This window comes from Streptomonospora nanhaiensis, from assembly GCF_013410565.1.
GTDB classification, from domain to species: domain Bacteria; phylum Actinomycetota; class Actinomycetes; order Streptosporangiales; family Streptosporangiaceae; genus Streptomonospora; species Streptomonospora nanhaiensis.
Window position 1 is genome coordinate 2,842,337 of the sequence record NZ_JACCFO010000001.1, and the last position, 24,800, is coordinate 2,867,136.

A 24,800-nucleotide genomic window follows, 5' to 3' on the forward strand; every position below is an offset into this window, starting at 1 on the left:
GGTCCGCCGCGGCCTATCCGTGGGGCGCGTCGTACTCCCAGTGCCAGGGCTCGTAGGGGCTGGAGTACGCCCACTGCGGGTGGAACCAGCCCCACTGCGTGGAGTTCGCCTCAAGCCACGCGAACTGCGGGGTGCCCTCGGTCTGCACGCCGCCGCACATGTCGACCGCCAGGCCCCAGCCGTGGTTGCTGGTACCGGGCACGGCGGCGTTGCCGGGCGGCTGCTCCTGGTAGACGCGGTGCTGGTTGGGCAGGTCGCGGTAGGAGCTGGTGAGGCAGATGGGGGTGCCGAACTCCTCGGTGTAGGCCTGGTTCATCTCCAGGAAGTCCACGGCCGCGTCGGCGCGCAGGAAGTGGCCGCCCTCGTGCAGCTCGCACAGCGCGCCCTGGGGCAGCAGGCCGTTGGGGTAGCCCGACGCCTCCTGGCCGGCGGTGGGGTCGCACTCAACCCCGGCCATGTAGGCGTCGGGGTCCAGACCGCGGTTCTCCAGCTCCTCCGTCAGCTCGCGGGTGCTCTCCTCGGACTGCTCCCGCAGCGCGGCGAGGTCGTCCTCCAGCTCCACCCGCTCCAGCTGGGTCTCGGCCTGGAGGTCCTGGGCCTTGCCCGCGAGGTCGGCCTGCCGGTCGCGCAGGTCGTTGGCCTCCTCCAGCAGCGCCTCCTTGTCGTCGGCGAGCTTGAGGACGTGCGACTCCACCTGGAGGTCCTGGTCGAGGTTGCCCGAGGTCATCACACCGAGGATGCCGCCGTCGGGCTGCTGGTAGAGCGTGCTGCCGAGCTGGGCCAGCGGCACCCGCATCTCCGACAGCCGCAACTCGGTCTGCTGGAGGTCGTGCAGCGTGGAGATCAGCTCGTCCTGGGCGTCCTCCAGGTTCTCCTCACGCTCGGTGTACTCCTCGGTGGCCTCCTCCAGTTCGGCCTTGGCCTCGTCGGCCTGCTGCTTGAGCTGGTCGAGGTCGGAGTCGGCGGAGGCGGAGCCGCTGGGCACCAGGAAGAGCGCCACGAGGATGACCAGCAGCGCGGACACGCCACCGTGCCGCTGAACGCGCGGAGATAGCATCAGCGGCGAGAAGGACCCGATTCGCGGCACGCGGCGCACGGGCCGCGTGGAATCGAGGGTGAACGGCACGAGGGTCCTCCGCTGAGTGTCCGGTGGTTCACGTGGCCGAACCGCAAGTTACTACATGTCCGCTATGGGACGGTCCCGATCGGCCAGGGGGGTATGCCGCCCGCTCCGCACCCACCGGCACCGGTCCGAAACTGCCGGTCACCAGCGGTGCGCTCGTCCGGAAGGGGCCGCAACGCCCTCGGCGCCGGGCCCGTGGCCGCAACCGCGGCCCGCACCGGTGAGCAAGATCACCGGGCGGCGGTGGCAACCATACCGGCAGAAGCCTACTCAACCGACGCCCTCACCCGCCGCAACCCGCCGAGACCACGGGCCCGCGGTTCTCCGCTACCCTTGGGGACTGTTCCGGCCTCATAGCTCAGGGGACAGAGCACCACTCTCCTAAAGTGGGTGTCGCAGGTTCGAATCCTGCTGGGGCCACCACGCCTGACCAGGCGGCGGGCACGCCACGGCGGACCCTGCGGCGGCGCTGAGTCGGACGCGCCGGGCAGGCGTGGCGCTACTGGGACCGCGCCGACGACGCCGCGCGGCGGCTCGGCGACACCTACGCGCACCCCTATCTCATCTTCGGCCGCGGCATGGTCGGCGCCTACGCCATCACCATCCACGTCGACCTGATGCGGGGAGGTGACGCCATCGACGTCGCCGGCCAGGTCGACCTGGCGCAGGTGCCGTCGGCCACCCGCCGCAGCTTCCACATCATCGAGTTGGCGCGCGCCCACGCTCTGCGGAGTGAGGACGTGGCCGTGGTGCACCTGCTCGCCAAGGCGCACAAGGCCTCTCCCGACACGGCCCGTTACAACCCTTGCACCCGGTCCACGGTGGAACAGCTCGCCACGTCGGGACCGGCGCTCGTCCGCGACGATGCCCGGGCGCTGGCCGAGGCCATCGGCGTCATGACGGTGTAAGGGGTACAACCTGTACCCCTAGGCGAGGGGGTGGCGACTCTACCCCCCGTCCTCAGCCGGACGTCCTACCGTCGTCTGCATGGACGTCGTATCCCGGCGGGAACCTGATGCCGTCATGGTCGCCTTCGAGGTGCACGACAACGGCTCCAAGCTGACGATCACGGCCGACGGCCGGGATCTCACCGGCGTCCAGATCAACGACCTGCTACAGCGCCTCACCGGCGTGGCCACGATCCTGAGCGGGAGATGGTCACGGCCTGGCCGGTCGGTATCCGGGTGACCTCCGACCATCTGCCGCAGCCGGGCACCGTGGCAGGGCACTGCCGCGCGCCGGTCCCGATGGTCACGCCGACCTGCCACGAACTGAGCGTGCAGACCGCCGCGAAGCTGGTGCCGCTGGTGCTTGGACCTGCACGAGTCCACTCCGCCCCAGGCGCTGCACCGGCACCCGGCCGGTGACCCCGATTGCCGCCCAGTGGTCGGCCCCTCCCCCGCCCTGCCAGGGGCGGGGGCGCCTCTGCCCCGACGGGAAGGAAGCCTCTATGGCGCAGTGCAAGATGTGCAACGGGACGGGCGTGGTGTTCACCACGTCGGACGGCGACGGGAAGAACCCATGGAAGTCCACCCACCCCGTCCCCTGCCCCAACTGCAAGGGAACGGGGAAGGTATGAGCGTCGACTGGGCGCGGGCCCGTGCGACTCTGGCCGCGTCCCTGGACACCACCCCCGACATCAAGGCGGCGTTCGGGCGGGTGCCTCGGCACGCGTTCATCCCGGACCGCGTGTGGCCGGCGGGCCTGGGTCCGCCCCTGGATCGCGGCTCCGAGCCCGAGCGCTGGGCCGATCTGGTGTACGCCGACGAGGCCGTCGTCACCCAGGTCGCCGACGGCCGCTCCGACATCGGGCTCCCCTCGTCCTCCTCCTCGATGCCGACCATGATGGCCCGCATGATCGAGGCCGCCGATCTGCGGCCCGGGTCGCGGGTCCTGGAGATCGGCACCGGCACCGGCTACAACGCCGCGCTGCTGTGCGAACTCGTCGGCCAGGAGAACGTGGTCACCGTCGAGGTCGATCCCGGGCTGGCCGCGCAGGCGCGCCGCCGACTGGACGCCCTGGGGTACGCGCCCACGGTGGTCGTCGGCGACGGGGCGGCGGCGTGGGCCGGCTTCGGGAAGTTCGACGCGGTGATCGCCACGTGCAGCGTGGTCGCGGTGCCGCCCGCGTGGATCGCGCAGGTGCGCACCGGCGGGATCGTGGTGACGCCGTGGGCACCGGCGCCCGACCTGCCCAGCGGGCTGCTGGCGCGCCTGGTCGTCGGCGGCGACCGGGCGGGCGGACGGTTCTGCGGCACCTCCAGCTTCATGCGGCTGCGGTCCCAGCGGTGGGCCGGGGGCGCCCCGCACGACCTGGACGCCGAGGCCGAGTCCGTCTCCCGGTGGGAGGGGGACCCGCGCGACGTGGTCCTGGGGGACGCCTGCCTGCAACTCGTCATGATGGCCGGCCCATGGCGGCTGGGACTGCGCTGGGCCGATGCCGCCGGGGAGCCATGGGCGTGGATGTCGGCCACCGACAGCCCGTCCTGGGCGCGGCTGCACCACGACGGCCGCATCGAGCAGGGCGGCCCGCGGCGGCTGTGGGACGAGGCCGAGGCGGCGTTCCGGTGGTGGACGGCCCGCGGCCGACCGCCGGTCACCGACTACGGCCTCACCGTCGACACCGACGGTCGGCAGCGAGTGTGGCTGGACAACCCCGACGGTGGCCCGTGGTGGCCCCACCCCGGCACCGGGGCGCTGGGCGCCGACCACCGGGCGCGCACTTGAGGGGGCGCTCCCGGGGCGGCGCCCCGCCGACTGCACCGGGCAGCCGGTCCGCGCCTATGCCATGGCTCGGCTACGGGCGGGGCGGGGAGGTGCGGCGGAAGACCGGGTAGGCGAAGGTGTCGTCGCCGGCGGTGGTCACGGCCCAGTGTTCAAGGGTCCAGCCCATGGCCTCGATGTCGGCGATCACCTGGCCCCATACATGCCGGAAGGACTCGTGCAGCGCCGCGACGTGCACCGGTACGCCCTTGTCCAACGCGTCCCGCGCCGCGAGCACGGGGAACTCCGGGGGATAGTTGGTCACTGCCTCTCCTCGCCGTATCGGTCGTATCGGGTCCTCATGCTGCCAGCCCCGAGCCGCCGCGCCCAGGGCCCCGGCCCGGGCCGCCGCCCAGCGCCCGCGTGCGCGGGGCGGCCGCCGCGGCTCAGGGTTCCGCCCTCGGCGAGGCGGCTCCGCCGAAGAACCGGCGGGACCACAGGGAGACGTAGACCAGGCCGACCAGGACGGGAACCTCGATCAGGGGGCCGACCACTCCGGCCAGGGCCTGGCCCGATGCCGCGCCGAACACGCCGATCGCGACGGCGATCGCCAGTTCGAAGTTGTTGCCGGCCGCCGTGAACGCCAGGGTGGCCGACCGCTCGTAGCCGAGACCGATCCAGCGGCCCAGCAGCAGCGACACGCCCCACATGACCACGAAGTAGGCCAGCAGCGGCAGCGCGATCCGGGCGACGTCCAGGGGGCGCGACGTGATGGCCTCGCCCTGGAGGGCGAACAGCATCACGATGGTGAACAGCAGGCCGTACAGCGCCAGCGGGCCGACGCGCGGTAGGAAGCGGTCCTCGTACCAGGTGCGGCCGCGCGTGCGTTCGGCGGCGGCGCGGGTGGCGAACCCGGCGGCCAGCGGGACTCCGAGGAACACCGCGACCATGGCCGCGATCTCCCACGGCGAGACGTCGATGCCGCTGGTGTCCAGCCCCAGCCGGCCCGGCAGCAGGTCGAGGTAGAACCAGCCCAGGGCGCCGAACGCCACCACCTGGAACAGGGAGTTGAGGGCCACGAGCACGGCGGCCGCCTCGCGGTCGCCGCAGGCGAGGTCGTTCCAGATGACCACCATCGCGATGCAGCGGGCCAGCCCCACGATGATCAGCCCGGTGCGGAACTCCGGCAGGTCCGGCAGCAGCAGCCAGGCCAGGGCGAACATCAGCGCGGGCCCCACCACCCAGTTGAGCACCAGCGAGGCGGCCAGCGTCCGGGTGTCGCGGGCGACCGCGCCCAGGCGGTCGTAGCGGACCTTGGCCAGCACCGGGTACATCATCAGCAGCAGGCCCAGGGCGATGGGCACGGAGATCCCGCCGACCTCCACCGCCTCCAGGGCCGCCGGCACCCCCGGCACCCAGCGGCCCAGCAGCAGGCCCGCGCCCATCGCCAGGCCGATCCACACCGGCAGGTAGCGGTCCAGGCGCGGCAGCGCCGCCGCGACCGGGGTCCCGGCGGGTGCGGCCGGTGCGGCGGGCCCGGCGGCCTTCGCCGCCCGCGCGCGGGCCATCAGCAGGCCCTCCGCGCCCGGCCACTGGCGCGGGCGACGGCGGCGAGTTCGGCGAAGCCCTCCGCGACCGCCTCCAGGGCCTCCGGGCGCAGCCGGTAGTAGGTGAACCGGCCGCACGGCTCGGTGTCGACCAGCCCGGCCTCGCGCAGCACGCGCAGGTGGTTGGACAGGTTGGTCTGGCGCGCCCCGGTCTCGGCCATGAGGTGGGTCGTACACAGGGTCTCGCGCGCGAGCAGGGCGAGAATCCGCTGCCGCAGGGGATCGCCCAGGGCGCGGATCACATCAGTGTCGACTGACATCAGCATGGACTGATACTATCACATCAGCCGACGCTGATGCCTTCGGCGCCGCGCACGCTGCCCGCGCAGCCTCGTGAAAGGCCCCGCCATGACCGCCGCCCCGTCCGTCCCCTCCGTGCTGTTCGTGTGCGTCCACAACGCCGGCCGCTCGCAGATGGCCGCCGCCTGGCTCGCGCACCTGGCCGGGGACCGCGTCGAGGTCCGCTCCGCCGGCTCGGCGCCCGCCGACGAGGTCAACCCGGCCGTGGTAGAGGCCATGGCCGAGGTCGGCATCGACATCTCCGCCCAGACCCCCAAGCGCCTCACCCCCGACACCGTCCGATCCTCCGACGTGTGCGTCACCATGGGCTGCGGCGACGCCTGCCCGGTCTTCCCCGGCAAGCGCTATCTCGACTGGGAGCTGCCCGACCCCGCCGGCAAGGGCGTCGACGCCGTGCGCCCCATCCGCGACGAGATCCGGCGGCGCGTCGAGGCGCTCATCGCCGAACTCGCGGCCGGCACCGGCCGGTAGTCCAGGGAGGGAGGGCGCCGGGGCCGGGCACCCGTCACGGCGGGTGCCCGGCCCCGGTATTCACCTTCCCGCCCCCACCCGCAGCCGGCGCAGGACATGGCGGGCGTCGCGCCCCACGCCGCGCAGGGTGGCCGAGCCGAAGCCGCGCTGGAACTCCAGCCCCACGTACCCCAGGCCGGGCACGGTGGTCGACACCCCGCCGCGGTGCAGGGGCCGCCCCTGGCCGTCGAGCGCGCCCGTGTCCGCGAGGTAGTCCAGGGCGGGCCGGTAGCCGGTGGCCAGGACGAGGGTGTCGACCTCCTCCACGGTGCCGTCGGCCCACTCGGCCTTGCTCCCGGACAGGCGGGTGAACATCTCCCGGCGGTCGGGGTTGCCCGTGGCGAACGCGGCGCGGTGGCGGCCGTCGTCGTTGACCAGGGTGGGGCCCTTCTCCCACACCCGGCGCAGCGGCGCGGCGTCCAGGCCGCTGCGCACGAACCACCAGTGGAGGTCGCGGCCCAGCAGCCGCCGGTTCGCCCACGCGATCGGGGACCGCGACGCCAGGCTGACGCGGGCCACGGCCGCGAGTTCGGCGGCGATCTGCACGCCGGAGTTGCCCCCGCCCACGACCACCACGCGCTGCCCGGCGAACGGCTCGGGGCGGCGGTAGTCGGCGGTGTGCAGGACGGTCCCGGTGAAGGTGCCGAGGCCGGGCAGGGCCGGACGGTGCGGCCGGGAGAAGGCGCCGGTGGCGGCCACCAGCGCCGCTCCCGTGAAGCGCTCGCCCTCGGTGGTGGTGACCGTGAATCCGCCGGGACCGGCCTGGACGGCGGCGGCCTTCCTGCGGCAGCGGATGTCGGCGTCCAGGTCGGCGGCGTAGGCGCGCAGGTAGGCCGTGATCTCGTCGCGCAGCGGGTAGCGGTCGCCCTCGCCCGGCAGCGCCCGCCCGGGCAGGGCGGAGAACCGGGCCGGGGAGAACAGGGTGAGGCTGTCGTAGTAGTGCGGCCAGGAGCCGCCGACGTCGGCGGCGGCCTCCAGCACCAGGGCGCGGACGCCGCGCCGCGCGGCGGCGTGCGCGGTGGCGAGTCCGGCCTGGCCGGCGCCGACGACGATCAGCGGGTGTTCGGGCGTTTCGGGCATGGCGTCTCCTCAAAAGGGCGGTGGGGTGAGCGCGGGGCGGGTGGCGCGCGGGCGGGCCGCCGCGTTGGGCAGCCGATCAGGCGGGGCGGGGGTCGCCCCGGCCGCCCGCGCCGGCCGGGCGGGTCAGCGGGGCCAGCAGCGCCCCCGCCGCGCCGATCGCGGCCAGGACCGCGAACATCGCGGGGTAGACGCCCAGCAGCCCGGCGAGCGCGGCGCCGGCCCAGGGCGCCAGGGCGATGGCCAGCATGAGGGGGCTGTGCAGGATCCCGTTGAGGGCGGCGTAGCGGGCGGTGCCCCAGCGGTCGGCGACGGCGGTGGCCTGGAGCAGCGTGAAGATCCCGCGCGCCATCCCCGCCAGCAGGGACACGGCCATGACCAGGGCGAGCGGGCCGGTCACCACGGTCAGCAGCGCGGTGGAGGCGGCGCACGCCGCCAGCACGGCCACCGCCCGCGCGACCGGCCCGGCGCGGCGCTCCAGCGGCGCGTAGGCCAGGCGCCCCAGCACCTGCCCCACGCCGCCGACCCCCAGCGCCCACGCCGCGACCGCCGTGTCGAAGCCGCGCTCCCCCAGCAGCGGCACGATGTTGACCACGACCGCGTACACGCCGAAGGCGCCCAGGGTCAGCGCGGCGGTCAGCGCGAGGAACGCCCGGTCGGCCACGACCTCCCGCAGCCCGACCGCGCGCCCGGCCCCCGCCGCCCCGCCCGCCCCGCCCGCGGGCCGCCAGGGCGGGGTGAGCGCCGCCGCGTGCAGCGGGAGCACCACGCACAGCAGCACCAGGGCCAGCACCCCGTAGGCGCCGCGCCAGCCCAGCGCCGCCTCCAGAGCGGCGGTGAGCGGCGCGAACACCGTGCTGGACAGCCCGGCCACCAGGGTGAGCGCCGTCAGCGCCCGCACCCGCCCCTCGCCGAACCACCCGGTGATCGCGGCGAACGCCGGCGGGTAGAACAGCCCGGCAGTGGCCGCACCCGCCGCCAGCCACGCCAGGAAGAACACGGGCAGGCCGGGCGCCAGGGCGATCCCCGCGACGGCCGGGACGGCCAGCGCGGCGGCGGTGGTCATGACCGCGCGCGGTCCCGCCCGCTCCAGCCACCGCCCGACCGCGGCCTGCGCCAGCGCCGAGGTGACCTGCGCGGCGGAGTAGGCCGCGGTCACCGTGCCCAGCGACCATCCGGTGTCGGCGCTGATGGCCGGGGCCAGCACCGGGAAGGCGTACAGCAGCACGCCGTAGCTGGTGGTCACGGTGACGCACAGCGCCACCAGCGCGCGGCGGGCCCCGGGGGCGCTCACGCCGGGACGCGGCCGGCCGGGCGGGTCAGCTGGATCAGGTCGGGCCCGGCGGCTTGGCAGCACCCGCCCTCGTCCGGGGCGTCGGCGGCCTCGGCCGCCTCGGCGAGCCCCGATCCCTTGCACACGCCGGTCTCGGGCAGGGTCAGCTCCACCCGCGCCGCCGCCTCGTGGTCGCCCGCCAGCGCGGCGGCGACGCTGCGCACCTGCTCGAACCCGGTCAGCGCCAGAAACGTCGGCGCGCGCCCGTAGGACTTCATCCCGGCCAGGTAGAACCCGGGCTCGGGGTGGGCCAGCTCGGCGGCGCCGTGCGGGTAGACGGTGCCGCAGGAGTGCACGTTGGGGTCGATCAGCGGCGCCAGGGCGACCGGCGCCTGGAGGGCGGGGTCCAGGCCGAGCCGGATTTCCGACAGCGGCGCCAGGTCGGGCCGGAACCCGGTCAGGGCGACGACCTCGTCCACCGGGTCCAGGCGGCGCCCGCCTTCGTCGGCGAGCACGATCCGCCCGCCCGCGCGGCCCACCTCGGCGGTGCGGAACCCGGTGACGACCTCGACGTGCCCGGCCTCCACCGCCTCCCGCGCCCGCCGCCCCAGGGCCCCGCGCGCGGCGAGCCGGTCGGCGGTTCCGCCGCCGAAGGCGTCGCCGACCTCGCCGCGGCGCAGCACCCACACCGCGCGGGTGCCGGGCGCCTCCTCGGCGAGTCCGGCCAGCGCGACCAGGGCGGTCAGCGCCGAGTGCCCGCTGCCCGCCACGGCGGTGCGGCGCCCCGCGTAGCGGGCGCGGACGTCGGGGTCGGCCAGGTCGGGCACCCGGTAGGCGACGCGGTCGGCCGCCTCGGCCTCGCCGAGCGCGGGCAGGCCGTCGGCGCCCAGCGGGTTGGGCGATCCCCACGTGCCCGAGGCGTCCACCACCGCGCGGGCGGTGATCCGTTCGACGCCGCCTGCGGCCGGGCGCACGCGCACGGTGAACGGCTCGTCCGCGCGGCCGGCGTCCACGACCCGGTCACGGCCGCGCCGGCTCACGCCGACGACCTCGGCGCCCAGGCGCACCCGTTCGCCGAGCGCGGCGGCCAGCGGCTCCAGGTAGGCGGCGGCCCACTCCCGCCCGGTGGGGTAGGCGCCGTCGTCGGGCCGCGTCCAGCCGGTCGGCGCGAGCAGCCGCCCGGCGGCCGGGGCGACCAGGTCGCGCCAGGCGGAGAACAGCCGCACGTGCCCCCACTCGCGCACCGCCGCCCCGGCCGCGGCGCCCTTCTCCAGGACGAGCACCGGCAGCCCGCGCTCCGCCAACTCCGCCGCCGCGGCCAGGCCGACCGGACCGGCACCGATCACCACGATCGGGGTCCCCTCGCTCATGCCGCCCCTTTCATCGATGTATGTCGATTTAGCGTGCACTTTATCGACAACCATCAATGGACGCAACCATCGATTGTCGTCGATAATGACGTCATGAGCGCACCGCCTCTTACCGGCTCCCTGCCGACCCTGGACGCCGCCGACGCCGAGACCTACGCCGCCTGGTTCGCCTGCCTGGCCGAACCCGCCCGGGTGCGGCTGCTGCACACGGTCGCCACCGCCCCCGGAGCGGTGACGGTGGGCGAACTCGCCGACGCGCTCGGCCTGCGCCAGCCCACGGTCTCCCACCACCTCCGCAAGCTGGCCGAGGCCGGGTTCGTCACCCTGACCAAGTCCGGCACCTCCACCCGCGTCATGGTCAACCCCGACTGCTGCAGCGGCCTGCCGCACGCCGCCGACGCCGTGATGGGCCTGCTGGCCGCCCGGCCGTGCTGCCCCGCCGACCTGCCGGCCGACGTCGCGGTACGCGCCATGGCCGACACCGACTTCCCCGCCGTGCTGCGGATCTACGCCGAGGGCATCGCCACCGGCAACGCCACGTTCGAGACCGAGACCCCCTCGGCGGAGGCCCTCGACGCCAAGTGGCTGCCCGGCCACCGCTGGGTCGCCGAGATCGACGGCGAGGTCGTGGGCTGGGCCGCCGCCACCCCCGTCTCCAGCCGCCCCGTCTACGCGGGGGTGGCCGAGACCTCCATCTACGTCTCGTCCGCCGCGCGCGGGCGCGGCGTGGGCAAGGTCCTGCTCCACCGCCAGGTCACCGCCGCCGACTCCGGGGGCCTGTGGACCCTGCAGACCGCGATCTTCCCCGAGAACAAGGCCAGCCTCGCCCTCCACCACAGCGCGGGGTTCCGCACGCTGGGGGTGCGCGAGCGCATCGGGCGCCACCACGGGGTCTGGCGCGACACCGTGATGCTGGAGCGCCGCCGCGACGACACCCGCGCCGCCGGCGACTCCGGCACCGCCGAGGGCGGGTGCTGACCCCGCCGCCCCGCCCGCCCGCGCGGCGGCGGGGCGGGCGTACCCGGGGTCACACCGAGACCAGGACGACGACCCCCGCGGCCAGCAGGAAGTCCAGCACGGCACAGAACTCCGCCAGCGGGCGGTGCACCACCCGGTCCGCCCGCCAGTGCACGACGTCCCAGGCCGCGTGGCCGAACAGCACCGCGGCCACCAGGTAGCCGGCGAAGGGCAGCCCGCCGTACTCGGCGACCAGCACCACCGCCGCCACGGCCGCCGTCTGCGGCAACTGCCAGCGGTACAGGCCGGGGCGCAGCAGCCGCCCGTTGACGAGGCCGGCCACCGCCGTCACGGCGGCGAGCGGCCCCACCACCGCCGGGTAGCCGACGCCGAGGTACTCGGCGGCCTGCGCGAGGGCCAGCAGCACCAGCATGACCGGCCAGACGGCGAGGGGCCGGCCCACGACCGCCGAGCACCCCGCCGTCGCCGTGGACGCCGACCCGATCTACATCCGCGACGGCAACGTCGCCACCTCCGCCGGGGTCACCAGCGCCCTGGACCTGATGATCGCGTTCATCGAGGAGGACCACGGGCCGGAACTGGGGCGGCGGGTGGCGCGGGCGCTGGTGACCTATCTGCAGCGGCCCGGCAACCAGGCGCAGATCAGCATGTTCACCGCCCCCGCACCGGCCGGCCCCGACGTGGTGCGGCGGGTGACCGACCACGTCACCGCCAACATCGGGGGCGACCTCACCACCGAGGCCCTGGCCGCGGTGGCGGGCGTCAGCCCGCGCCACCTCACCCGGCTGTTCCTCGGCCACCTCGGGCAGCCGCCCGGCCGGTACGTCCGCCGGGCCCGCGCCGAGGCCGCCGCGCACCTGCTGGCCACCACCGCGCTGCCGGTGCGGCGCGTGGCCGCGCGCTGCGGGTTCGGCTCGGCCGAGGCGCTCCGCCACGCGTTCGTGGAGCGGTACGGCACCACCCCCTCGCGCCACCGCGCGACCGGCAGCCGCGCGGCCTCCTGACGCGGCCGGCCCGTGCCGCCCGGCACGGGCGCGGCGGCCGCGCCGGACGCGTTGGCCGCAACCCCGGTTCCGCCGGGGCGGCGCCGGGTAGACTCCCCGCGCCCCCAGTTCCCCGCACATCGGGAGACCGCGTTGACCAGCCCGCCCCCCGCCCACCCCTCCCCCGCCCCTTCGCGCGGCGGACCCGACGCCCTGGTCGTCGTCGCGGTCCTGGGGGTGGTGGGGCTCGTCGCCGGCTTCGGGCTCGGCCTGCTGCCCGTGTCGGTCGCCGACACCTCCTGCGGATCGGTGTTCAGCCCCGCCTACGACGCCCAGCCCTCGGTCGGCGACTGGCTGTTCGGCAACCCGGTGCGCGACGCCTGCATCGAGATGCACAACAGCATGCGCACGCCGATGTTCGTGCTGCTCATCCTGGGCGCGGCCGCCACCGTCATCCCGCTGGTCATCCGCTGGACCATGCGCCGCTGACCCCGCGACCGACCCCGCGGCGGGCGGCCCGCGGCCCCCGGGCCGGGACCGCCGCCCGAGCGGCGCTCAGGCCGGCGGGGCCAGGTCGACCCTGCGCAGCAGCTGGGCGTTGAGCGCCACCACGATCGTGGACAGGCTCATCACGACCGCGCCCACCGCCGGCGGCAGGACGAACCCCACGGGCGCCAGCACGCCCGCGGCCAGCGGGACCGACAGGACGTTGTACCCGGCGGCCCACAGCAGGTTCTGCCACATCTTGCGGTATCCGGCCGCCGACAGCGTGCGCACCGAGACCACCGCGCGGGGGTCGTCGGAGGCCAGCACCACCCCGGCCGACTCGATGGCGACATCGGTGCCGGCGCCGATGGCGATCCCCACGTCAGCGCGCGCCAGCGCGGGCGCGTCGTTGACGCCGTCGCCCACCATGGCCACGCGCCGCCCCCGCTCCTGGAGGCCGCGCACCACCCGGTCCTTCTGGTCGGGCAGCACCTCGGCGAACACCTCGTCGATCCCCAGGCGCGCGGCCACCGCGTCGGCCACGCTCTGGGCGTCGCCGGTGACCATGGCCACGCGCGCGCCCCGCTCGTGCAGGGCGCGGACGGCGCTGTGGGACTCCGGGCGGACCTCATCGGCCACCCCCAGGGCGCCCACCACCGCGCCGTCGGCCACCACGTAGAGCACCGTGGTGCCCTCCGCCCGCCACGCGGCGGTGCGCCCGGCCAGGGACTCGGGCTCGGCGGTGCCCAGCTCGGCCAGCAGCCCGGGGCCGCCCACGTGGACCACGGCGCCCTCGACCTCGGCGCGCACGCCGCGCCCGGTGAGCGAGCCGAAAGCCGAGGCGGCGGGTACCGCGCCGCGCTCGCGCGCCGCCCGCACGACCGCGCGGGCCAGCGGGTGCTCGGAGTCGGACTCGGCCGCGCCGGCCAGTGCCAGCACGCGGTCGGTGCCGTGCCCCTCGGCCGCCGCGGCGGCGGTCACGGCGGGGGCGCCCTTGGTCAGGGTTCCGGTCTTGTCGAAGAGGACGGTGTCGACGATCCGCATGCGCTCCAGGGCCAGCCGGTCCTTGACCAGGATCCCCGACCGGGCGGCCTTGCCCGTGGAGATCGCGATGACCAGGGGGATGGCCAGGCCCAGGGCGTGCGGGCAGGCGATCACCAGGACGGTGACGGTGCGTTCGACGGCGACCGTGGTGTCGCCCGCGGCCGCCCACACGGCGAAGGTCACCGCCGCCACCGCCAGGGCGAACCAGAACAGCAGCGCCGCGGCGCGGTCGGCCAGCGCCTGGGCGCGCGACCGCGACGCCTGGGCCTCGCCGACCAGCCGCTGGATGCCCGCGAGCGTGGTGTCCTCGCCGACGGCCTCCACCCGCACCCGGATGGCGGAGTCGGTGGCCACGGTCCCGGCCGTCACCCGGTCGCCCTCGGTGCGGGCCACCGGGCGCGACTCGCCGGTGATCATGGACTCGTCCATGGCGGCGCGCCCCGACACCACCGCGGCGTCGGCGGGCACCCGGCCGCCCGAGCGCACCAGCACGGTGTCGCCGACGCGCAGGGCCGACGCCGGCACCTGCTCGATCGCGCCGTCCGCGCCGACGCGTTCGGCGGTGTCGGGCAGCAGGTCGGCCAGGGCCTCCAGCGCACCCGAGGCCTGGCCCAGGGCGCGCATCTCCAGCCAGTGGCCCAGCAGCATGATGGCGACGAGCAGGACCAGCTCCCACCAGAAGTCCAGCGCCATCGAGGCCAGGCCCAGGGTGCTCATCAGGCTGGCGGCGAAGGCCACGGTGATCGCGAGGGCGACCAGGGTCATCATGCCCGGCCGGCGGGTGCGCAACTCGCCCACGGCGCCGCTGAGGAAGGGCCAGCCGCCGTAGCCGAACACCACCGTGCCCAGCACCGGCGGCACCCAGGTCAGGGTGTGCGGCACGGTGTAGCCGAACCAGTCGGCGATCATGTGGCTGGTCAGCACCACCGGCACGGCCAGGGCCAGGTTCCACCAGAAGCGGGAGCGGAACTGGGCGGCGTGGTCGCCGTGCCCGGCGTGCCCACCATGGCCGCCGTGCCCGGCGTGGCCGTGGTGCCCGAGGTGGGCCTGGTCGGCCTTGTGGGGCGTGTGGTCGGCGTGCTCGCCGTGCCCGGCGTGCGTGCTCCGCGGTGCGGGGCCGTGCCGGTCGTGGTCGTGCCGCGCGTGCGGTCCGGCCGCGCCCGGCTCGCCCGGCGGGTGGTGCCCCGAGTGGTCGGCGTGGGGATTCACGGCGTCCTCCTTTGCGGTTCGACTGCCCACATATATACCCCCCAGGGGTATATATGTGTCAAATTCGCGCGCTGTGACCTGGGCGGGGCCGGGGCACGTGCGCTCCCCGCCCCCGCGAAGCCGATCGCGCCCGCCGCTAGCATGTGGCCTCTGGCGGACCCGCTAGGCGACCGGAGGTCACGGCATGGCCGGCAAGTTCACCGAACTCGCGATCGACTGCGCCGATCCCCGCGGGCTCGCGCGGTTCTGGTGCGCGGTCCTCGGCTACGAGGTGCGGGAGGAGGACGACGGGCTCGTCACCATCGGCCCCCCTGCCCGGCCCGGGGACGGCGACCGCCTCGGGCCGGTGCCGCCGCTGCTGACCTTCGCGCGCGTGCCCGAGGGCAAGACCGTCAAGAACCGGCTGCACATCGACGTCAGCCCCACCGACCGGGAGCAGGACGAGGAGGTCCGCCGCCTGCTCGCCCTGGGCGCCCGGCACGCCGACGTCGGGCAGACGGGCGAGGAGAGCTGGGTCACGCTCGCCGACCCCGAGGGCAACGAGTTCTGCGTCCTGGCGGACCGCCGCCCCTGACCCCCGCACACCGCGCCAAACCCGCGCCTTTGCCTCCAAGACGGCCGTGTTCCCGCTGGTCGCGGGGTGGTTACGGGTGGGTTCACGGGTTAGCGGATCCCCGAACGTGACGGACGACGATCGAGGGATCTCGCGCTATGACGGACGTAGCCAGCCAGGGCTCCAGCAACAGCGCCGACGACCGGCGCTACCTGACCGACCGGCAGGGGCACCCGATCTACGACAACCAGAACCAGCGCACCGTGGGTGCCCGCGGGCCGGCGACCCTGGAGAACTACCACTTCCTGGAGAAGATCAGCCACTTCGACCGGGAGCGCATCCCCGAGCGCGTGGTCCACGCGCGCGGCGCCACCGCGTTCGGCTTCTTCGAGGCCTACGGCCGGTGGGGCGACGAGCCGATCTCCCGCTACACCCGCGCCCGGCTGTTCCAGGAGGAGGGCAAGCGGACCGACGTCGCGCTGCGGTTCTCCACGGTGATCGGCGGCCGCGACTCCTCCGAGTGCGCCCGCGACCCCCGGGGCTTCGCGGTGAAGTTCTACACCGAGGAGGGCAACTGGGACCTCGTCGGCAACAACCTCGCGGTCTTCTTCATCCGCGACGCCGTGAAGTTCCCCGACGTCATCCACGCGCTCAAGCCCGACCCGGTGACGTTCCGCCAGGAGCCCAACCGGATCTTCGACTTCATGTCGCAGACGCCCGAGTGCATGCACATGCTGGTCAACCTGTTCAGCCCGCGCGGCATCCCGTCGGACTACCGGCACATGCAGGGCTTCGGGGTGAACACCTACAAGTGGGTGAACGACCGCGGCGAGACCGTGCTGGTCAAGTACACCTGGATGCCCCGGCAGGGCGTGCGCAGCATGACCGAGGAGGACGCCGCCGCCGTGCAGGCCCACGAGCTCGGCCACGCCACCCGGGACCTGCACGAGGCCATCGACCGGGGCGACTACCCCGAGTGGGAGCTGCTCGTCCAGATGATGAGCGACGGCGACCACCCCGAACTGGACTTCGACCCGCTGGACGACACCAAGACGTGGCCCGAGCAGGACTTCCCGCCCAAGCCGGTCGGCCGCATGGTGCTCAACCGCAACGTGTCCGACAACTTCACCGAGAACGAGCAGATCGCGTTCGGCACCGGCGTGCTGGTCAACGGCCTGGACTTCTCCGACGACAAGATGCTCGTCGGGCGGACGTTCTCCTACAGCGACACCCAGCGCTACCGCGTGGGCCCCAACTACCTGCAACTTCCGGTGAACAACGCCCGCAACGCCCGGGTGCACACCAACCAGCGCGACGGCTACATGGCCCACCGCCAGGACTCCGGCGGCGAGAACCCGCACGTCAACTACGAGCCGTCGATCACCGGCGGGCTGCGCGAGGCGCAGTACCCCACGCACGACGAGCAGGGGCCGGTCATCCACGGCCGGCTGACCCGCAAGCGCATCCCGCTCACCGCCGACTACAAGCAGGCGGGGCAGCGCTACTGCCTCATGGAGCAGTGGGAGCGCGACGACCTGGTGAAGAACCTCGTCAACCAGCTCTCCCAGTGCGACCGACCGATCCAGGAGCGGATGGTGTGGCACTTCCTGCTCGTCGAGGACGACCTGGGGCTGCGCGTCGGCGAGGGCCTGGGCATCTCGCCGCAGGACGTGGCGCACCTGGAGCCGCTGCAGAGCCAGACCATGACAGACGAGGACCGCGAGCGCCTGGCCAACCTCGGCAAGAACGGCTCGCGCGACGTCACCGGCCTGCAGATGACCCACTGCGTGCCCAACGAGCGCTTCGAGGCCGCCCGGCGGTAGCGGGGCGGCCGGTCCCGGGGCCGTCGGCGACCGGAGCGCAAGGGGCCCGCCGCGCCGGGCGCGCGGCGGGCCCCCGCGTGCCCGGCGCCCGGCCGGTGGCGGAACCCGGCGGCGGGCGGTCACTACCCTGGCCGCATGGACGCCCCACGCTCCCCGGACGCGCCGGACACCTCCTGGATCCGCCACGCCATCTGGTGGCACGTCTACCCGCTGGGATTCTGCGGCGCCCCGGTCCGCCCGGCCGGTCCCGCGCCCGCGCCCCGGCTGCGCGCCCTGCTGGACTGGCTGGACTACGCCGTGGAGCTCGGCGTCAACGGGCTGCTGCTCGGGCCGGTCTTCCACTCCGCCACGCACGGCTACGACACGCTGGACCACTACCGGATCGACCCCCGCCTGGGCACGCTCGCGGACTTCGACGACCTCGTGGCGGCCTGCCGCGCCCGGGGCCTGCGCGTCGTCCTCGACGGGGTCTTCAGCCACGTGGGCGCCGGGCACCCCGCGCTGGCGCGCGCCCTGGCCGCCGGGCCCGGCAGCCCCGAGGCCGAGCTGTTCGACGTCGACTGGCAGGCCCCCGGCGGGCCGCGCCCGCGCGTGTTCGAGGGGCACGGGGAGCTGGTCCGCCTCGACCACACCCGGCCGCGCACCGCCGACCTCGTCGCCGACGTGCTGGGGTACTGGCTGGAGCGCGGTGTCGACGGCTGGCGGCTGGACGCCGCCTACTCCGTCGACCCCCGCTTCTGGGCCGAGGTGTGCGGGCGGGTGCGCCGCGACCACCCGCGCGCGTGGTTCCTCGGCGAGGTCATCCACGGCGACTACGGCGCGTTCGTCGCGGAGTCGCGCCTGGACTCGGTCACCCAGTACGAGCTGTGGAAGGCCCTGTGGTCCAGCCTGGCCGAGCGCAACCTCTTCGAGCTGGACTGGGCGCTCCAGCGCCACAACCGGTTCCTGGACTCCTTCACGCCGACGACCTTCGTCGGCAACCACGACGTCACCCGCATCGCCAGCACCCTGGGCGGGGACGGTGCCGTGGCGGCGCCGGCCCTGCTCATGTGCGTCGGCGGGGTGCCCTGCGTCTACTACGGCGACGAGCAGGGGTTCACCGGAATCAAGGAGGAGCGCCTGGGCGGCGACGACGCCGTGCGGCCCGCGTTCCCCGGCTCCCCCGGCGAACTGGCGCCCTGGGGGCGCGGCGTGCACCGCGCCCACCGGGAGCTGATCGGCCTGCGCCGCAGGCACCCCTGGCTGGCCACCGCCGCCACCGAGGCGGTCGCCCTGGACAACACCCGCTACGTGTTCCGCGCGCACGGGCGGCACGGCGGTGCCCACCTGGAGGTCGAGGCCGACATCGCCGCCGGGTGGCACGTGGCGATCCGCGGCCCCGCCGGCCACACGCTGTGGCGGCTGGACGCCGAGCCCGACCGGTCCTGACGTGGACGCCGGTCCCCACGGGCCGCCGGCCGCGCGTCGTCCCCGCCGTCAGGGCCGGGGTGCGGGGCGGGGGTAGTCGGGCAGCTCGCCGGCGGTGGCGAAGGCGTCGGTGCTCTTCAGCAGCAGGCGGGTGAGCCGGGGTGAGGCGAACATCCGCTCGCGCAGCCAGAGGCCCATCGCGGTGGAGGGCGCCAGGAACGTGCTGGCGTTGCCCGTGCGGGCCGGGGCGGCGTGCCGGCGCATCAGCGCGCCGCAACGGGCGAACGCGGCGGTGTGGTCGCCGTCGGCGGCGGCCAGTTCGCCGGCCAGCACGCAGGCTGCGCCGATCACGGCCAGGCCGGTGCCGAACCCGGCCAAGGTGTTGCCGAACGCGGCGTCGCCCAGCAGCGCGACGCGGCCGCGCGTGTAGGAGGGCATCTGCACGCGGCTGATGGAGTCGACGAACAGGTCGTCGGCGCGCAGCGCCCGCTCCACCAGGTCTGCCACGGGTTCGGCGGCGTTTGCGAACGCGGCGGCCAGGAGGCGCCGCCGGTCGGCGTCGTCGGCGCGCCCGGCGGGCGGGGGGTCGGCGGCGAACACGAACATGGCACTCGTTCCGCCGTAGACGGCGGTGCGGCCGGGCGTGCTGCGCATCAGCGCGACCAGGGGGCCACCGGGGGCGGGCGCGGGCGCGGGTAGGGGTGGGCCGTCCTCGGGCAGGGTGGCGATGGCGTAGTGGGCGCCCAGGTAGCGGACGTGGCGCTCCTCCGGGCCGAAGGCCAGGGCGCGGGTGCGGGAGTGGATGCCGTCGGCGCCCACGACCAGGTCGAAGGTGTGCTCGGCGCCGCTGTCGAAGACGGCGCGCACACCGCCGGCCTCCTCGCGGAGCGCGGCGAGGGAGTCGCCGAAGCGGTAGTCGCAGTGGGGGGGCGGTGGCGGCGTGGAGGATGCGCACCAGGTCGCCCCGGACGATCTCCACGTCGCCGCCGGTGAACTCCGCGGGAATGCGGGCGCGCTCGCGGCCGCGGGCGTCGACCATGACGGTGTCGGTGCCCCCGGTCTGATGAGCGCGCACCTCCTCCAGCAGGCCCATGCGGCGCAACACGGCCAACTGCGTGGCCCCCTTGAAGTCGACGGCCTGGCCGCCGGGTCGCGGACCGGGGGCGCGCTCGACCACGGTGACACGGTGGCCGTAGCGGACGAGCCAGTGGGCGAGAGCGGGGCCGGCTATCCCAGCGCCGGAGATGAGGATGTTGAGGGAGCGCACGGCGCACCTCCGCGATAACGACAATAGTGTCCACCAGAAACGGTTTCCAGTGGACACCATTAGTATCTGGTAGACACGGTTTTCGCAAGGCCGAACGGCACAGACGTGAGGAGCACCCATGGCGCCCGACCACGGCGGTCCCCGGAAGCCGCCCGCCCCCGGCGACTCCCTCCCGGCGGCCGAGCGCACCGCCGGCGTGCTGTGGGACGATCCCGCGCAGCCGCGCCGGGGCCCCAAGCCCTCACTCAGCCGCGCCGCCGTCGTGGCGGCGGGGATCTCGCTGGCCGACGCCGAAGGGCTCGCGGCGCTGTCCATGCAGCGGGTGGCCGACGCCCTGGGCTACACGAAAATGTCTCTGTACCGGTACGCGCCGGGGCGTGCGGAGCTGATCGCGCTCATGGTCGAGGAGGCGGTCGGCCCCCCGCCCGACCTGGCCGCCGAGCCGCCGGGGTGGCGCCCGCGCCTGCGCGCCTGGGCGTCGGCCCTGCTGCCGCGCCTGAGCGCGCACCCGTGGGCGGTAGAGGCGTCGACGGGCCCTCGGGTGATGGGACCCAACGAACTGGCCTGGTTGGAGGCCGGGCTGGCGGCCATGCGGGGCACCGGCCTCACCGGGGCCGAACGGCTGGACGCGGCCGTGCTGCTGCTCGGGCACGTGCGGGGCATCGCCCAGCAGGGCGCCGCCGCGCCGGGCGGGGACGGGGGTGCGGGCGCGGTCGAGGGCGAACTGGGCCGGGTGATGGCGGGGGTGCTGCGCCGCCGGGGCGGCGACTTCCCCGAGGCGGCGGCCGCCTTCGCCGAGGCGGCCGCCGGGACCGGTCAGGACCGCGCACTGGAGTTCGGCCTGGAGCGCATTCTGGACGGACTGGCTGTGCTGGTGCGGGAGCGCACCGGCGAGGGGTGAGCGGCGCGCGGGTGGGGGCGGGAGGCGGAGCAGGGGATCAGCGCAGACGGGCGTCCAAGGCGGCGGTGATCTCGTGCGCCGCGCGGGTGCGGCGGCCGTCGGCGTCGGCGGGGGTGCCCCGCAGGCCGCGGTGGTACAGCGACGTGGTGAACCGCTCGAACACCTCCCAGGCGTCGCGGCGGGCGCGCAGGTCGGGCAGGTCGACGCCGTGGCCGGCGGCCTCGGCCGCCTCGGCGTAGGCGCGCAGCAGCACCTCCACCCGGTCCTCGTCCAGCGGGACGTACCACGGCGGCGCGGCCACGGTGCCGCCCAGGTAGGCCAGGTCCTGGGCGGGGTCGCCGATCTCGGCCCACTCCCAGTCCACGTACCGGGGGGTGCCGCCGTCCACCAGGATGTTGCCCGGCACCAGGTCGCCGTGGACGAGCGCGAAGCGGCGCAGCCGGGAGAACGCCGGCGCTGCCCGCTCGACGCGGGCGGCCACGCGCGGCAGCAGGCGCGCGACATCCGGCTCGGCGAAGACCTCGGGGCGGGTGCGCCGCCACCACCGCAGGCTGCCCTGGAGGCGGTCGGTGAGCCGCAGGCGGGCGCCGCGCCGGGGCGCGGGGGCGGTGACCTCGCCGCAGCCGGTGTGGGCGCGGGCGTGCAGGGCGGCCAGTTGGCGCGCGTGCGCGGTGAGCAGGGCGGTGTCCCACTCCCGGTGCCCCACCGGCCGGCCCGGCACCAGGGAGGTCGCCATGTAGGGCGCGCCGAGCACGTCGGCGTCCAGTTGCAGGCGCAGCGGCCGGGGGCCGAGCCCCGGCGGCGCCGCCTTCAGCGCGGCGAACTCCTCGCCCATGGCGCGCGGAAGCTCGGTGAGGGGGCGGCGCAGGACGCGCACGACGACGGGCTCGGGCGCGGCCGCACCGGGCCCGGGCGGCCCCACCGCCACCCGCCAGGCCGTGTAGCTCTCGCCGCGGCCCAGCGGTGCGACCTCGACCCGCGCCGAGTCGGGAGGGGCGGCGGGCAGTCCCACGAGGGTCGGCGCGGTACGGGCCAGGTAGGCGAGGCGCCGGCCCTGGCGGGCAAGGGCGGAGTCCACGTGGTCGGTCCCTCCCCGGTGCGCGGCGGCCGGACCGGTTTCCGGGGCTCGCCCTCAGATGTCCCGGTTCCCCGGGGGACGGCGGCCGAATCCCCGGCGGCGGCGCGTCCGGGCGGGGTCTGGGACCCTGGAACGGCACGGAGAGCGCGAAGGAGGACCGATGGACCGCATGCGGCGGGCGGGCGATCTCAAGGTGGAACTGCTGGAGTTCGGGCTGGAGCCGCGGTTCGCGGCCGAGCGGGACGCGGTCCTGGCCGACGCCTCGGACGAGACCGCCGAGGACGGCGCGGTGGCCTCCCAGCTGATCGACTCCTTCCTGCTGGAGCACGAACTGGCGGGCGGCGGCACCGTGCTCGACCGCTTCCTCGCCGCGCGCCCCGACCTCGGCGACGAGGACCGCGCGATGCTGCTGTCCTGGCGCGACCCCGTGGAGGGCGTCTTCCGGGTCGACGCGCGCGAGGGCGCCGCGCTGGTCGCGTTCAACCTGGTCGACGAGCGGACCTACCGCATGCACTCCAACCTCGGCGAGGACGGCAGCGCCGCCGTGGCGGTCGGGGACTTCCTGGTCACCCGCCTGGTGCCCGTGGGCGAGGACTGGATGATCAGCGGCGAGCCGGTCGCCTTCGCGGCCGAGGACGCCGCCGACGTCTACGAGATCGCCGAGGAACTGGCCTGGCACCATCCCGAGCAGGTGTTCCGCAACCCCGAGAAGCTGGCCGAGGGCTGGCGGCTGCAGGCCGAGCACCGGGCGTCCTTCATCGAGCTGTTCGGGTCCGACGAGGTCGTCGTGCCGGCCGCGGAGCTGGCCGACCGGCTGGAGGAGCTGGACCGGCACCACTACGAGCGCACCCGCGAACCCGGCGACCCCGAGTGGGCCGAGGTGGCGGGCGAGGGCGGCAGCCGGGCGGACCTGCGCGTGGAGGAATGGGAGGAGGCGGAGACGGCCGGGCTCGTCTACGACCCCGAGGAGGGGCTGGGCGTCTACGCCGACTTCGGGCTCGCCGAGGAGGCGTTCGCCGACCCGGACCTGGTGGTGAAGCGCCGGTACCGCGAGGTCATCAGCATGTACGTGCGCGACGCGACCATTCCGCCGGTGCCGGTCCGGCGCCTGGCGGCGCGCGACACCGCAAAGGCCGACCGGGTGTTCCGCACGCTGCTGAACAAGCCGCGCTTCTCCTGGGAGCGCGACGGCGAGGACCTGCTGCGCCGCTACAAGCCCGAGCACTACGCGCACCCGCCGCTGCCGCTGATGATGCCGCCGCCCGGCTACGCATCGGCCGGCGAGGACGGCGGGGGCGGCGTGTCCGCTCCGGCCGCGCGCGCCGGAGGCCCGGCGGGCGCCGGGGACTTTTGAACCAGGCGCCGCGTCCCCTCGGTGCTCCTCCCTCCCCTCGCCGCCGCGTTCCCCGGCCGGCGTGCCGGCGATCACCGTGCCCGGCGATCTTTCGACGGCCCCGCGCCGGGTAGCGGCCGCCCCGTCGGCACACCGCCTTCCCGCGGCGGTCCCGGCCGGGGACGCGCCGGCCGGCTCCCCGCCACGCCCCGCCTCGCGCGGGCGCGCCCGGAGCCCGGCCCGCGCCCGGCGGGCCCGCCGTATCGGGCGGTGCGCCGGCGGGGCAGTCGGATCCACTCCAGGGGAGGACACACGATGGGCGTCACGATCGGCGACGCGGCGGCACTGGCGGTGCGCGCCGGAATCGGGGCGACGGTCTTCGCCCACGGCACGCAGAAGCTGTTCGGCTGGTTCAACGGCGGCGGCCCCGAGGGCACCGCGCAGGCGTTCCACGGCATGGGCTACCGCCCGGGCCGCCCGATGGCGCTCACCGCCGGGGCGAGCGAGGCCGCGGGCGGCGCCGCGCTCGTGCTCGGCCTGGGCACGCCCGCCGCCGGCGCGGCCGTGGCCGGGACCATGGCCGTGGCCGCCGAACTGCACGCGCCCAACGGGTTCTTCAACACCGAGGGCGGCCTGGAGTACCCGGCGCTGATCGCGCTGACCGCGCTGTCGATCGCCGCGTCGGGGCCGGGCCGGCTCTCGCTGGACCACCTCACCGGCGGCGTCCTGGACCGGCCGTGGATGCGCGCGGCGGCCTGCGCCGCCGTGGTGCCGGCGGTGGCGCTCGTGGTCGCGCGCAAGCGCCGCCTGCTGGCCCGCGAGGCCGAGGCCGAGGCCGTCGTGGACGGCGACGGAGCCGACACCGAGGGCGCCGACTAGGGCGCTAGGCGGCCCCGGACGCCCCGGTGCCGTCCTGCGCGCGGGGGCGGGTGCGCCGGTAGGCCACGGTCCCCGACAGCGCGGGCACCCAGCCCAGCATGAGTGTGAGGGCGGCGGTGCCGTAGGGCAGGACCGATCCCCCGAGAGCCGGTGCGGCGGAGACCGCGACCGCCGCCTGGACGGCGGTGCCGGCGGTGGGCGCACCGGTCGGCTCGGCGGTGGGCGCCGGGAGGGGTGCGCCGCCGGGCGCAAAGGTCGGCTCCGCGTGGCCCGAGGGCGGCGGCGCGGCGTGCGGCCCGCCCGCCGAGCCCTCCCCGGAGTCCTCCCAGGGCTGCGCGGTCTCCGCGCGCGCCGCCAGCTCGTTGGCCGCGAGCGCGGCCGCCGACTCGCCGACGGCCGACGCGAGCACGACCGCTCCCCACGCGAGCACGAAGACCGCGGCCGTGCCGGTGCGGCGGTCGAGCCCGCGCAGAACGGCGTAGACCAGCCCCGCCGTGGCCGGCATCGCCACGAGCCCGCCGACAGCGCCGGCCGTCAGGCCGGCGGCTCCCCATTCGGCGACGTTGAGGAGCACCAGCGGCCCCGCCGGAACGAGCACGGCGGCGGCGATGACGTGGCGTCGTCGGGAATCCATGTCGGAGCACCCTAGCGGAGGCGGACGAAAGGGGCGGTCCGGCGCGTTCGCGACCGCGTCGCCATTCCCCTCAAAAGGGATTACCACCAGATAACCGGATATCAAGCTCGAAAGTCGACATCCACCCCGCATGGGCGCACCGGACGCACCCGACCCACCGCCTCCTCGCGACAGCGCGCGAAAAACAACATCGCTGACCAGGAAAACCAATCAATTCCAAGAAATTACAACCTGAAAGCCACACAAAACCCTGTTGCGAACC

Annotated in this window: 25 protein-coding genes, 1 tRNA gene and 1 pseudogene; 14 read left to right on the forward strand and 13 right to left on the reverse strand. The window is 75.4% G+C overall.

Translation table 11 applies throughout. The annotated features are described in order from the left end of the window. Positions 1-13: 13 nt before the first annotated feature. On the reverse strand, positions 14-1,126 hold the full coding sequence (locus HNR12_RS12180) for a D-alanyl-D-alanine carboxypeptidase family protein (protein WP_372451047.1): 1,113 nt from the start codon (positions 1,124-1,126) through the stop codon (positions 14-16). Positions 1,127-1,470: 344 nt separating this feature from the next. On the opposite strand from HNR12_RS12180, the gene HNR12_RS12185 reads away from it, so the two are divergent. From HNR12_RS12185 to HNR12_RS12200, 4 genes are all read left to right on the forward strand, one after another. Then, positions 1,471-1,546: transfer RNA gene (locus HNR12_RS12185), tRNA-Arg, on the forward strand. Between the two features lie 155 nt (positions 1,547-1,701). Continuing rightward, the gene (locus HNR12_RS12190) at positions 1,702-2,031 is read left to right on the forward strand and encodes a hypothetical protein (protein WP_179767595.1); all 330 of its coding nucleotides are present in this window, start codon (positions 1,702-1,704) and stop codon (positions 2,029-2,031) included. Positions 2,032-2,110: 79 nt separating this feature from the next. Then, the gene (locus tag HNR12_RS12195; RefSeq protein ID WP_179767596.1) at positions 2,111-2,311 is read left to right on the forward strand and encodes a hypothetical protein; all 201 of its coding nucleotides are present in this window, start codon (positions 2,111-2,113) and stop codon (positions 2,309-2,311) included. Between the two features lie 387 nt (positions 2,312-2,698). After that, on the forward strand, positions 2,699-3,850 hold the full coding sequence (locus tag HNR12_RS12200; RefSeq protein WP_179767597.1) for a methyltransferase domain-containing protein: 1,152 nt from the start codon (positions 2,699-2,701) through the stop codon (positions 3,848-3,850). A 70-nt stretch (positions 3,851-3,920) separates the two neighbouring features. Here HNR12_RS12200 and HNR12_RS12205 read toward each other — a convergent pair whose 3' ends face one another. The 3 genes from HNR12_RS12205 to HNR12_RS12215 all read right to left on the reverse strand — a co-directional run bounded on the left by HNR12_RS12205 (position 3,921) and on the right by HNR12_RS12215 (position 5,699). After that, complete coding sequence (locus tag HNR12_RS12205; RefSeq protein ID WP_179767598.1) at positions 3,921-4,151, reverse strand: hypothetical protein; 231 nt, start codon at positions 4,149-4,151, stop codon at positions 3,921-3,923. Between the two features lie 121 nt (positions 4,152-4,272). After that, positions 4,273-5,394, reverse strand: a complete 1,122-nt coding sequence (gene arsB / locus HNR12_RS12210) for an ACR3 family arsenite efflux transporter (RefSeq protein ID WP_179767599.1) — start codon at positions 5,392-5,394, stop codon at positions 4,273-4,275. Next, the gene (locus HNR12_RS12215; RefSeq protein ID WP_179767600.1) at positions 5,394-5,699 is read right to left on the reverse strand and encodes an ArsR/SmtB family transcription factor; all 306 of its coding nucleotides are present in this window, start codon (positions 5,697-5,699) and stop codon (positions 5,394-5,396) included. The genes arsB and HNR12_RS12215 overlap by 1 nt, the downstream gene beginning before the upstream one ends. Positions 5,700-5,781: 82 nt before the next feature. On the opposite strand from HNR12_RS12215, the gene HNR12_RS12220 reads away from it, so the two are divergent. After that, a complete protein-coding gene (locus HNR12_RS12220; RefSeq protein ID WP_179767601.1) occupies positions 5,782-6,204 on the forward strand; it encodes an arsenate reductase ArsC in 423 nt (140 codons plus the stop codon). A gap of 60 nt (positions 6,205-6,264) precedes the next feature. Here HNR12_RS12220 and HNR12_RS12225 read toward each other — a convergent pair whose 3' ends face one another. The 3 genes from HNR12_RS12225 to HNR12_RS12235 form a co-directional block, all read right to left on the reverse strand. Beyond that, positions 6,265-7,323 carry a flavin-containing monooxygenase gene (locus HNR12_RS12225; RefSeq protein ID WP_179767602.1) on the reverse strand — a complete coding sequence of 353 codons (1,059 nt, stop codon included), beginning with the start codon at positions 7,321-7,323 and terminating at the stop codon, positions 6,265-6,267. A gap of 76 nt (positions 7,324-7,399) precedes the next feature. Then, entirely contained in the window at positions 7,400-8,614 is a 1,215-nt protein-coding gene (locus HNR12_RS12230; RefSeq protein WP_179767603.1) for an MFS transporter, read from the reverse strand. Continuing rightward, positions 8,611-9,963 (reverse strand): FAD-dependent oxidoreductase, encoded by a 1,353-nt coding sequence (locus HNR12_RS12235; RefSeq protein ID WP_179767604.1) that lies wholly within the window; start codon positions 9,961-9,963, stop codon positions 8,611-8,613. Before HNR12_RS12235 ends, HNR12_RS12230 begins: the two co-directional genes overlap by 4 nt. 93 nt (positions 9,964-10,056) lie before the next feature. On the opposite strand from HNR12_RS12235, the gene HNR12_RS12240 reads away from it, so the two are divergent. Continuing rightward, positions 10,057-10,941 carry a helix-turn-helix domain-containing GNAT family N-acetyltransferase gene (locus HNR12_RS12240; protein WP_179767605.1) on the forward strand — a complete coding sequence of 295 codons (885 nt, stop codon included), beginning with the start codon at positions 10,057-10,059 and terminating at the stop codon, positions 10,939-10,941. A 49-nt stretch (positions 10,942-10,990) separates the two neighbouring features. On the opposite strand, the gene HNR12_RS12245 is transcribed toward HNR12_RS12240, so the two are convergent. Continuing rightward, positions 10,991-11,353, reverse strand: a complete 363-nt coding sequence (locus HNR12_RS12245) for a hypothetical protein (protein WP_179767606.1) — start codon at positions 11,351-11,353, stop codon at positions 10,991-10,993. Here HNR12_RS12245 and HNR12_RS12250 point away from each other — a divergent pair. Together HNR12_RS12250 and HNR12_RS12255 are read left to right on the forward strand one after the other, a co-directional pair. Continuing rightward, on the forward strand, positions 11,352-11,945 hold the full coding sequence (locus HNR12_RS12250; protein WP_179767607.1) for a GlxA family transcriptional regulator: 594 nt from the start codon (positions 11,352-11,354) through the stop codon (positions 11,943-11,945). The genes HNR12_RS12245 and HNR12_RS12250 overlap by 2 nt on opposite strands. A gap of 132 nt (positions 11,946-12,077) precedes the next feature. After that, entirely contained in the window at positions 12,078-12,413 is a 336-nt protein-coding gene (locus HNR12_RS12255) for a hypothetical protein (RefSeq protein ID WP_179767608.1), read from the forward strand. A 66-nt stretch (positions 12,414-12,479) separates the two neighbouring features. Here HNR12_RS12255 and HNR12_RS12260 read toward each other — a convergent pair whose 3' ends face one another. Next, positions 12,480-14,663, reverse strand: coding sequence for a heavy metal translocating P-type ATPase (locus HNR12_RS12260; RefSeq protein WP_179767609.1), 2,184 nt, complete (start codon positions 14,661-14,663; stop codon positions 12,480-12,482). 184 nt (positions 14,664-14,847) lie between these two features. Between HNR12_RS12260 and HNR12_RS12265 the strand changes: the two genes are divergently transcribed. The 3 genes from HNR12_RS12265 to HNR12_RS12275 all read left to right on the forward strand — a co-directional run bounded on the left by HNR12_RS12265 (position 14,848) and on the right by HNR12_RS12275 (position 18,467). Next, positions 14,848-15,237, forward strand: a complete 390-nt coding sequence (locus HNR12_RS12265; RefSeq protein WP_179767610.1) for a VOC family protein — start codon at positions 14,848-14,850, stop codon at positions 15,235-15,237. A 137-nt stretch (positions 15,238-15,374) separates the two neighbouring features. Continuing rightward, positions 15,375-17,039, forward strand: coding sequence for a catalase (locus HNR12_RS12270; RefSeq protein ID WP_179767611.1), 1,665 nt, complete (start codon positions 15,375-15,377; stop codon positions 17,037-17,039). Between the two features lie 135 nt (positions 17,040-17,174). Then, complete coding sequence (locus HNR12_RS12275; protein WP_179767612.1) at positions 17,175-18,467, forward strand: alpha-amylase family protein; 1,293 nt, start codon at positions 17,175-17,177, stop codon at positions 18,465-18,467. Between the two features lie 48 nt (positions 18,468-18,515). On the opposite strand, the gene HNR12_RS12280 is transcribed toward HNR12_RS12275, so the two are convergent. After that, entirely contained in the window at positions 18,516-19,313 is a 798-nt protein-coding gene (locus HNR12_RS12280; protein ID WP_218901920.1) for a hypothetical protein, read from the reverse strand. Between the two features lie 247 nt (positions 19,314-19,560). Next, positions 19,561-19,833 (reverse strand): annotated as a pseudogene (locus HNR12_RS29755) (NAD(P)-binding protein); the annotation flags it as partial. On the opposite strand from HNR12_RS29755, the gene HNR12_RS12285 reads away from it, so the two are divergent. Next, positions 19,832-20,614, forward strand: a complete 783-nt coding sequence (locus HNR12_RS12285; protein ID WP_179767613.1) for a TetR/AcrR family transcriptional regulator — start codon at positions 19,832-19,834, stop codon at positions 20,612-20,614. The pseudogene HNR12_RS29755 and the gene HNR12_RS12285 sit on opposite strands and share 2 nt — an antisense overlap. 37 nt (positions 20,615-20,651) lie before the next feature. On the opposite strand, the gene HNR12_RS12290 is transcribed toward HNR12_RS12285, so the two are convergent. Further along, positions 20,652-21,692 (reverse strand): phosphotransferase family protein, encoded by a 1,041-nt coding sequence (locus HNR12_RS12290; protein WP_179767614.1) that lies wholly within the window; start codon positions 21,690-21,692, stop codon positions 20,652-20,654. A gap of 160 nt (positions 21,693-21,852) precedes the next feature. On the opposite strand from HNR12_RS12290, the gene HNR12_RS12295 reads away from it, so the two are divergent. Next, positions 21,853-23,046 (forward strand): hypothetical protein, encoded by a 1,194-nt coding sequence (locus HNR12_RS12295; RefSeq protein ID WP_179767615.1) that lies wholly within the window; start codon positions 21,853-21,855, stop codon positions 23,044-23,046. Positions 23,047-23,340: 294 nt separating this feature from the next. After that, positions 23,341-23,904, forward strand: coding sequence for a DoxX family protein (locus HNR12_RS12300; protein WP_218901921.1), 564 nt, complete (start codon positions 23,341-23,343; stop codon positions 23,902-23,904). A gap of 4 nt (positions 23,905-23,908) precedes the next feature. Here HNR12_RS12300 and HNR12_RS12305 read toward each other — a convergent pair whose 3' ends face one another. Beyond that, positions 23,909-24,538 carry a hypothetical protein gene (locus HNR12_RS12305; protein WP_179767616.1) on the reverse strand — a complete coding sequence of 210 codons (630 nt, stop codon included), beginning with the start codon at positions 24,536-24,538 and terminating at the stop codon, positions 23,909-23,911. Positions 24,539-24,800: the final 262 nt, after the last annotated feature.

Coding starts and splice junctions, on each gene's coding strand:
- HNR12_RS12190 (WP_179767595.1), top strand. CDS start 1,702: ATGGTCGGCGCCTACGCCATCACCATCCACGTCGACCTGATGCGGGGA.
- HNR12_RS12195 (WP_179767596.1), top strand. CDS start 2,111: ATGGACGTCGTATCCCGGCGGGAACCTGATGCCGTCATGGTCGCCTTC.
- HNR12_RS12200 (WP_179767597.1), top strand. CDS start 2,699: ATGAGCGTCGACTGGGCGCGGGCCCGTGCGACTCTGGCCGCGTCCCTG.
- arsB (WP_179767599.1), bottom strand. CDS start 5,394: ATGGCCCGCGCGCGGGCGGCGAAGGCCGCCGGGCCCGCCGCACCGGCC.
- HNR12_RS12215 (WP_179767600.1), bottom strand. CDS start 5,699: ATGCTGATGTCAGTCGACACTGATGTGATCCGCGCCCTGGGCGATCCC.
- HNR12_RS12220 (WP_179767601.1), top strand. CDS start 5,782: ATGACCGCCGCCCCGTCCGTCCCCTCCGTGCTGTTCGTGTGCGTCCAC.
- HNR12_RS12225 (WP_179767602.1), bottom strand. CDS start 7,323: ATGCCCGAAACGCCCGAACACCCGCTGATCGTCGTCGGCGCCGGCCAG.
- HNR12_RS12235 (WP_179767604.1), bottom strand. CDS start 9,963: ATGAGCGAGGGGACCCCGATCGTGGTGATCGGTGCCGGTCCGGTCGGC.
- HNR12_RS12240 (WP_179767605.1), top strand. CDS start 10,057: ATGAGCGCACCGCCTCTTACCGGCTCCCTGCCGACCCTGGACGCCGCC.
- HNR12_RS12250 (WP_179767607.1), top strand. CDS start 11,352: ATGACCGGCCAGACGGCGAGGGGCCGGCCCACGACCGCCGAGCACCCC.
- HNR12_RS12245 (WP_179767606.1), bottom strand. CDS start 11,353: ATGCTGGTGCTGCTGGCCCTCGCGCAGGCCGCCGAGTACCTCGGCGTC.
- HNR12_RS12265 (WP_179767610.1), top strand. CDS start 14,848: ATGGCCGGCAAGTTCACCGAACTCGCGATCGACTGCGCCGATCCCCGC.
- HNR12_RS12270 (WP_179767611.1), top strand. CDS start 15,375: ATGACGGACGTAGCCAGCCAGGGCTCCAGCAACAGCGCCGACGACCGG.
- HNR12_RS12275 (WP_179767612.1), top strand. CDS start 17,175: ATGGACGCCCCACGCTCCCCGGACGCGCCGGACACCTCCTGGATCCGC.
- HNR12_RS12285 (WP_179767613.1), top strand. CDS start 19,832: ATGGCGCCCGACCACGGCGGTCCCCGGAAGCCGCCCGCCCCCGGCGAC.
- HNR12_RS12295 (WP_179767615.1), top strand. CDS start 21,853: ATGGACCGCATGCGGCGGGCGGGCGATCTCAAGGTGGAACTGCTGGAG.
- HNR12_RS12300 (WP_218901921.1), top strand. CDS start 23,341: ATGGGCGTCACGATCGGCGACGCGGCGGCACTGGCGGTGCGCGCCGGA.
- HNR12_RS12305 (WP_179767616.1), bottom strand. CDS start 24,538: ATGGATTCCCGACGACGCCACGTCATCGCCGCCGCCGTGCTCGTTCCG.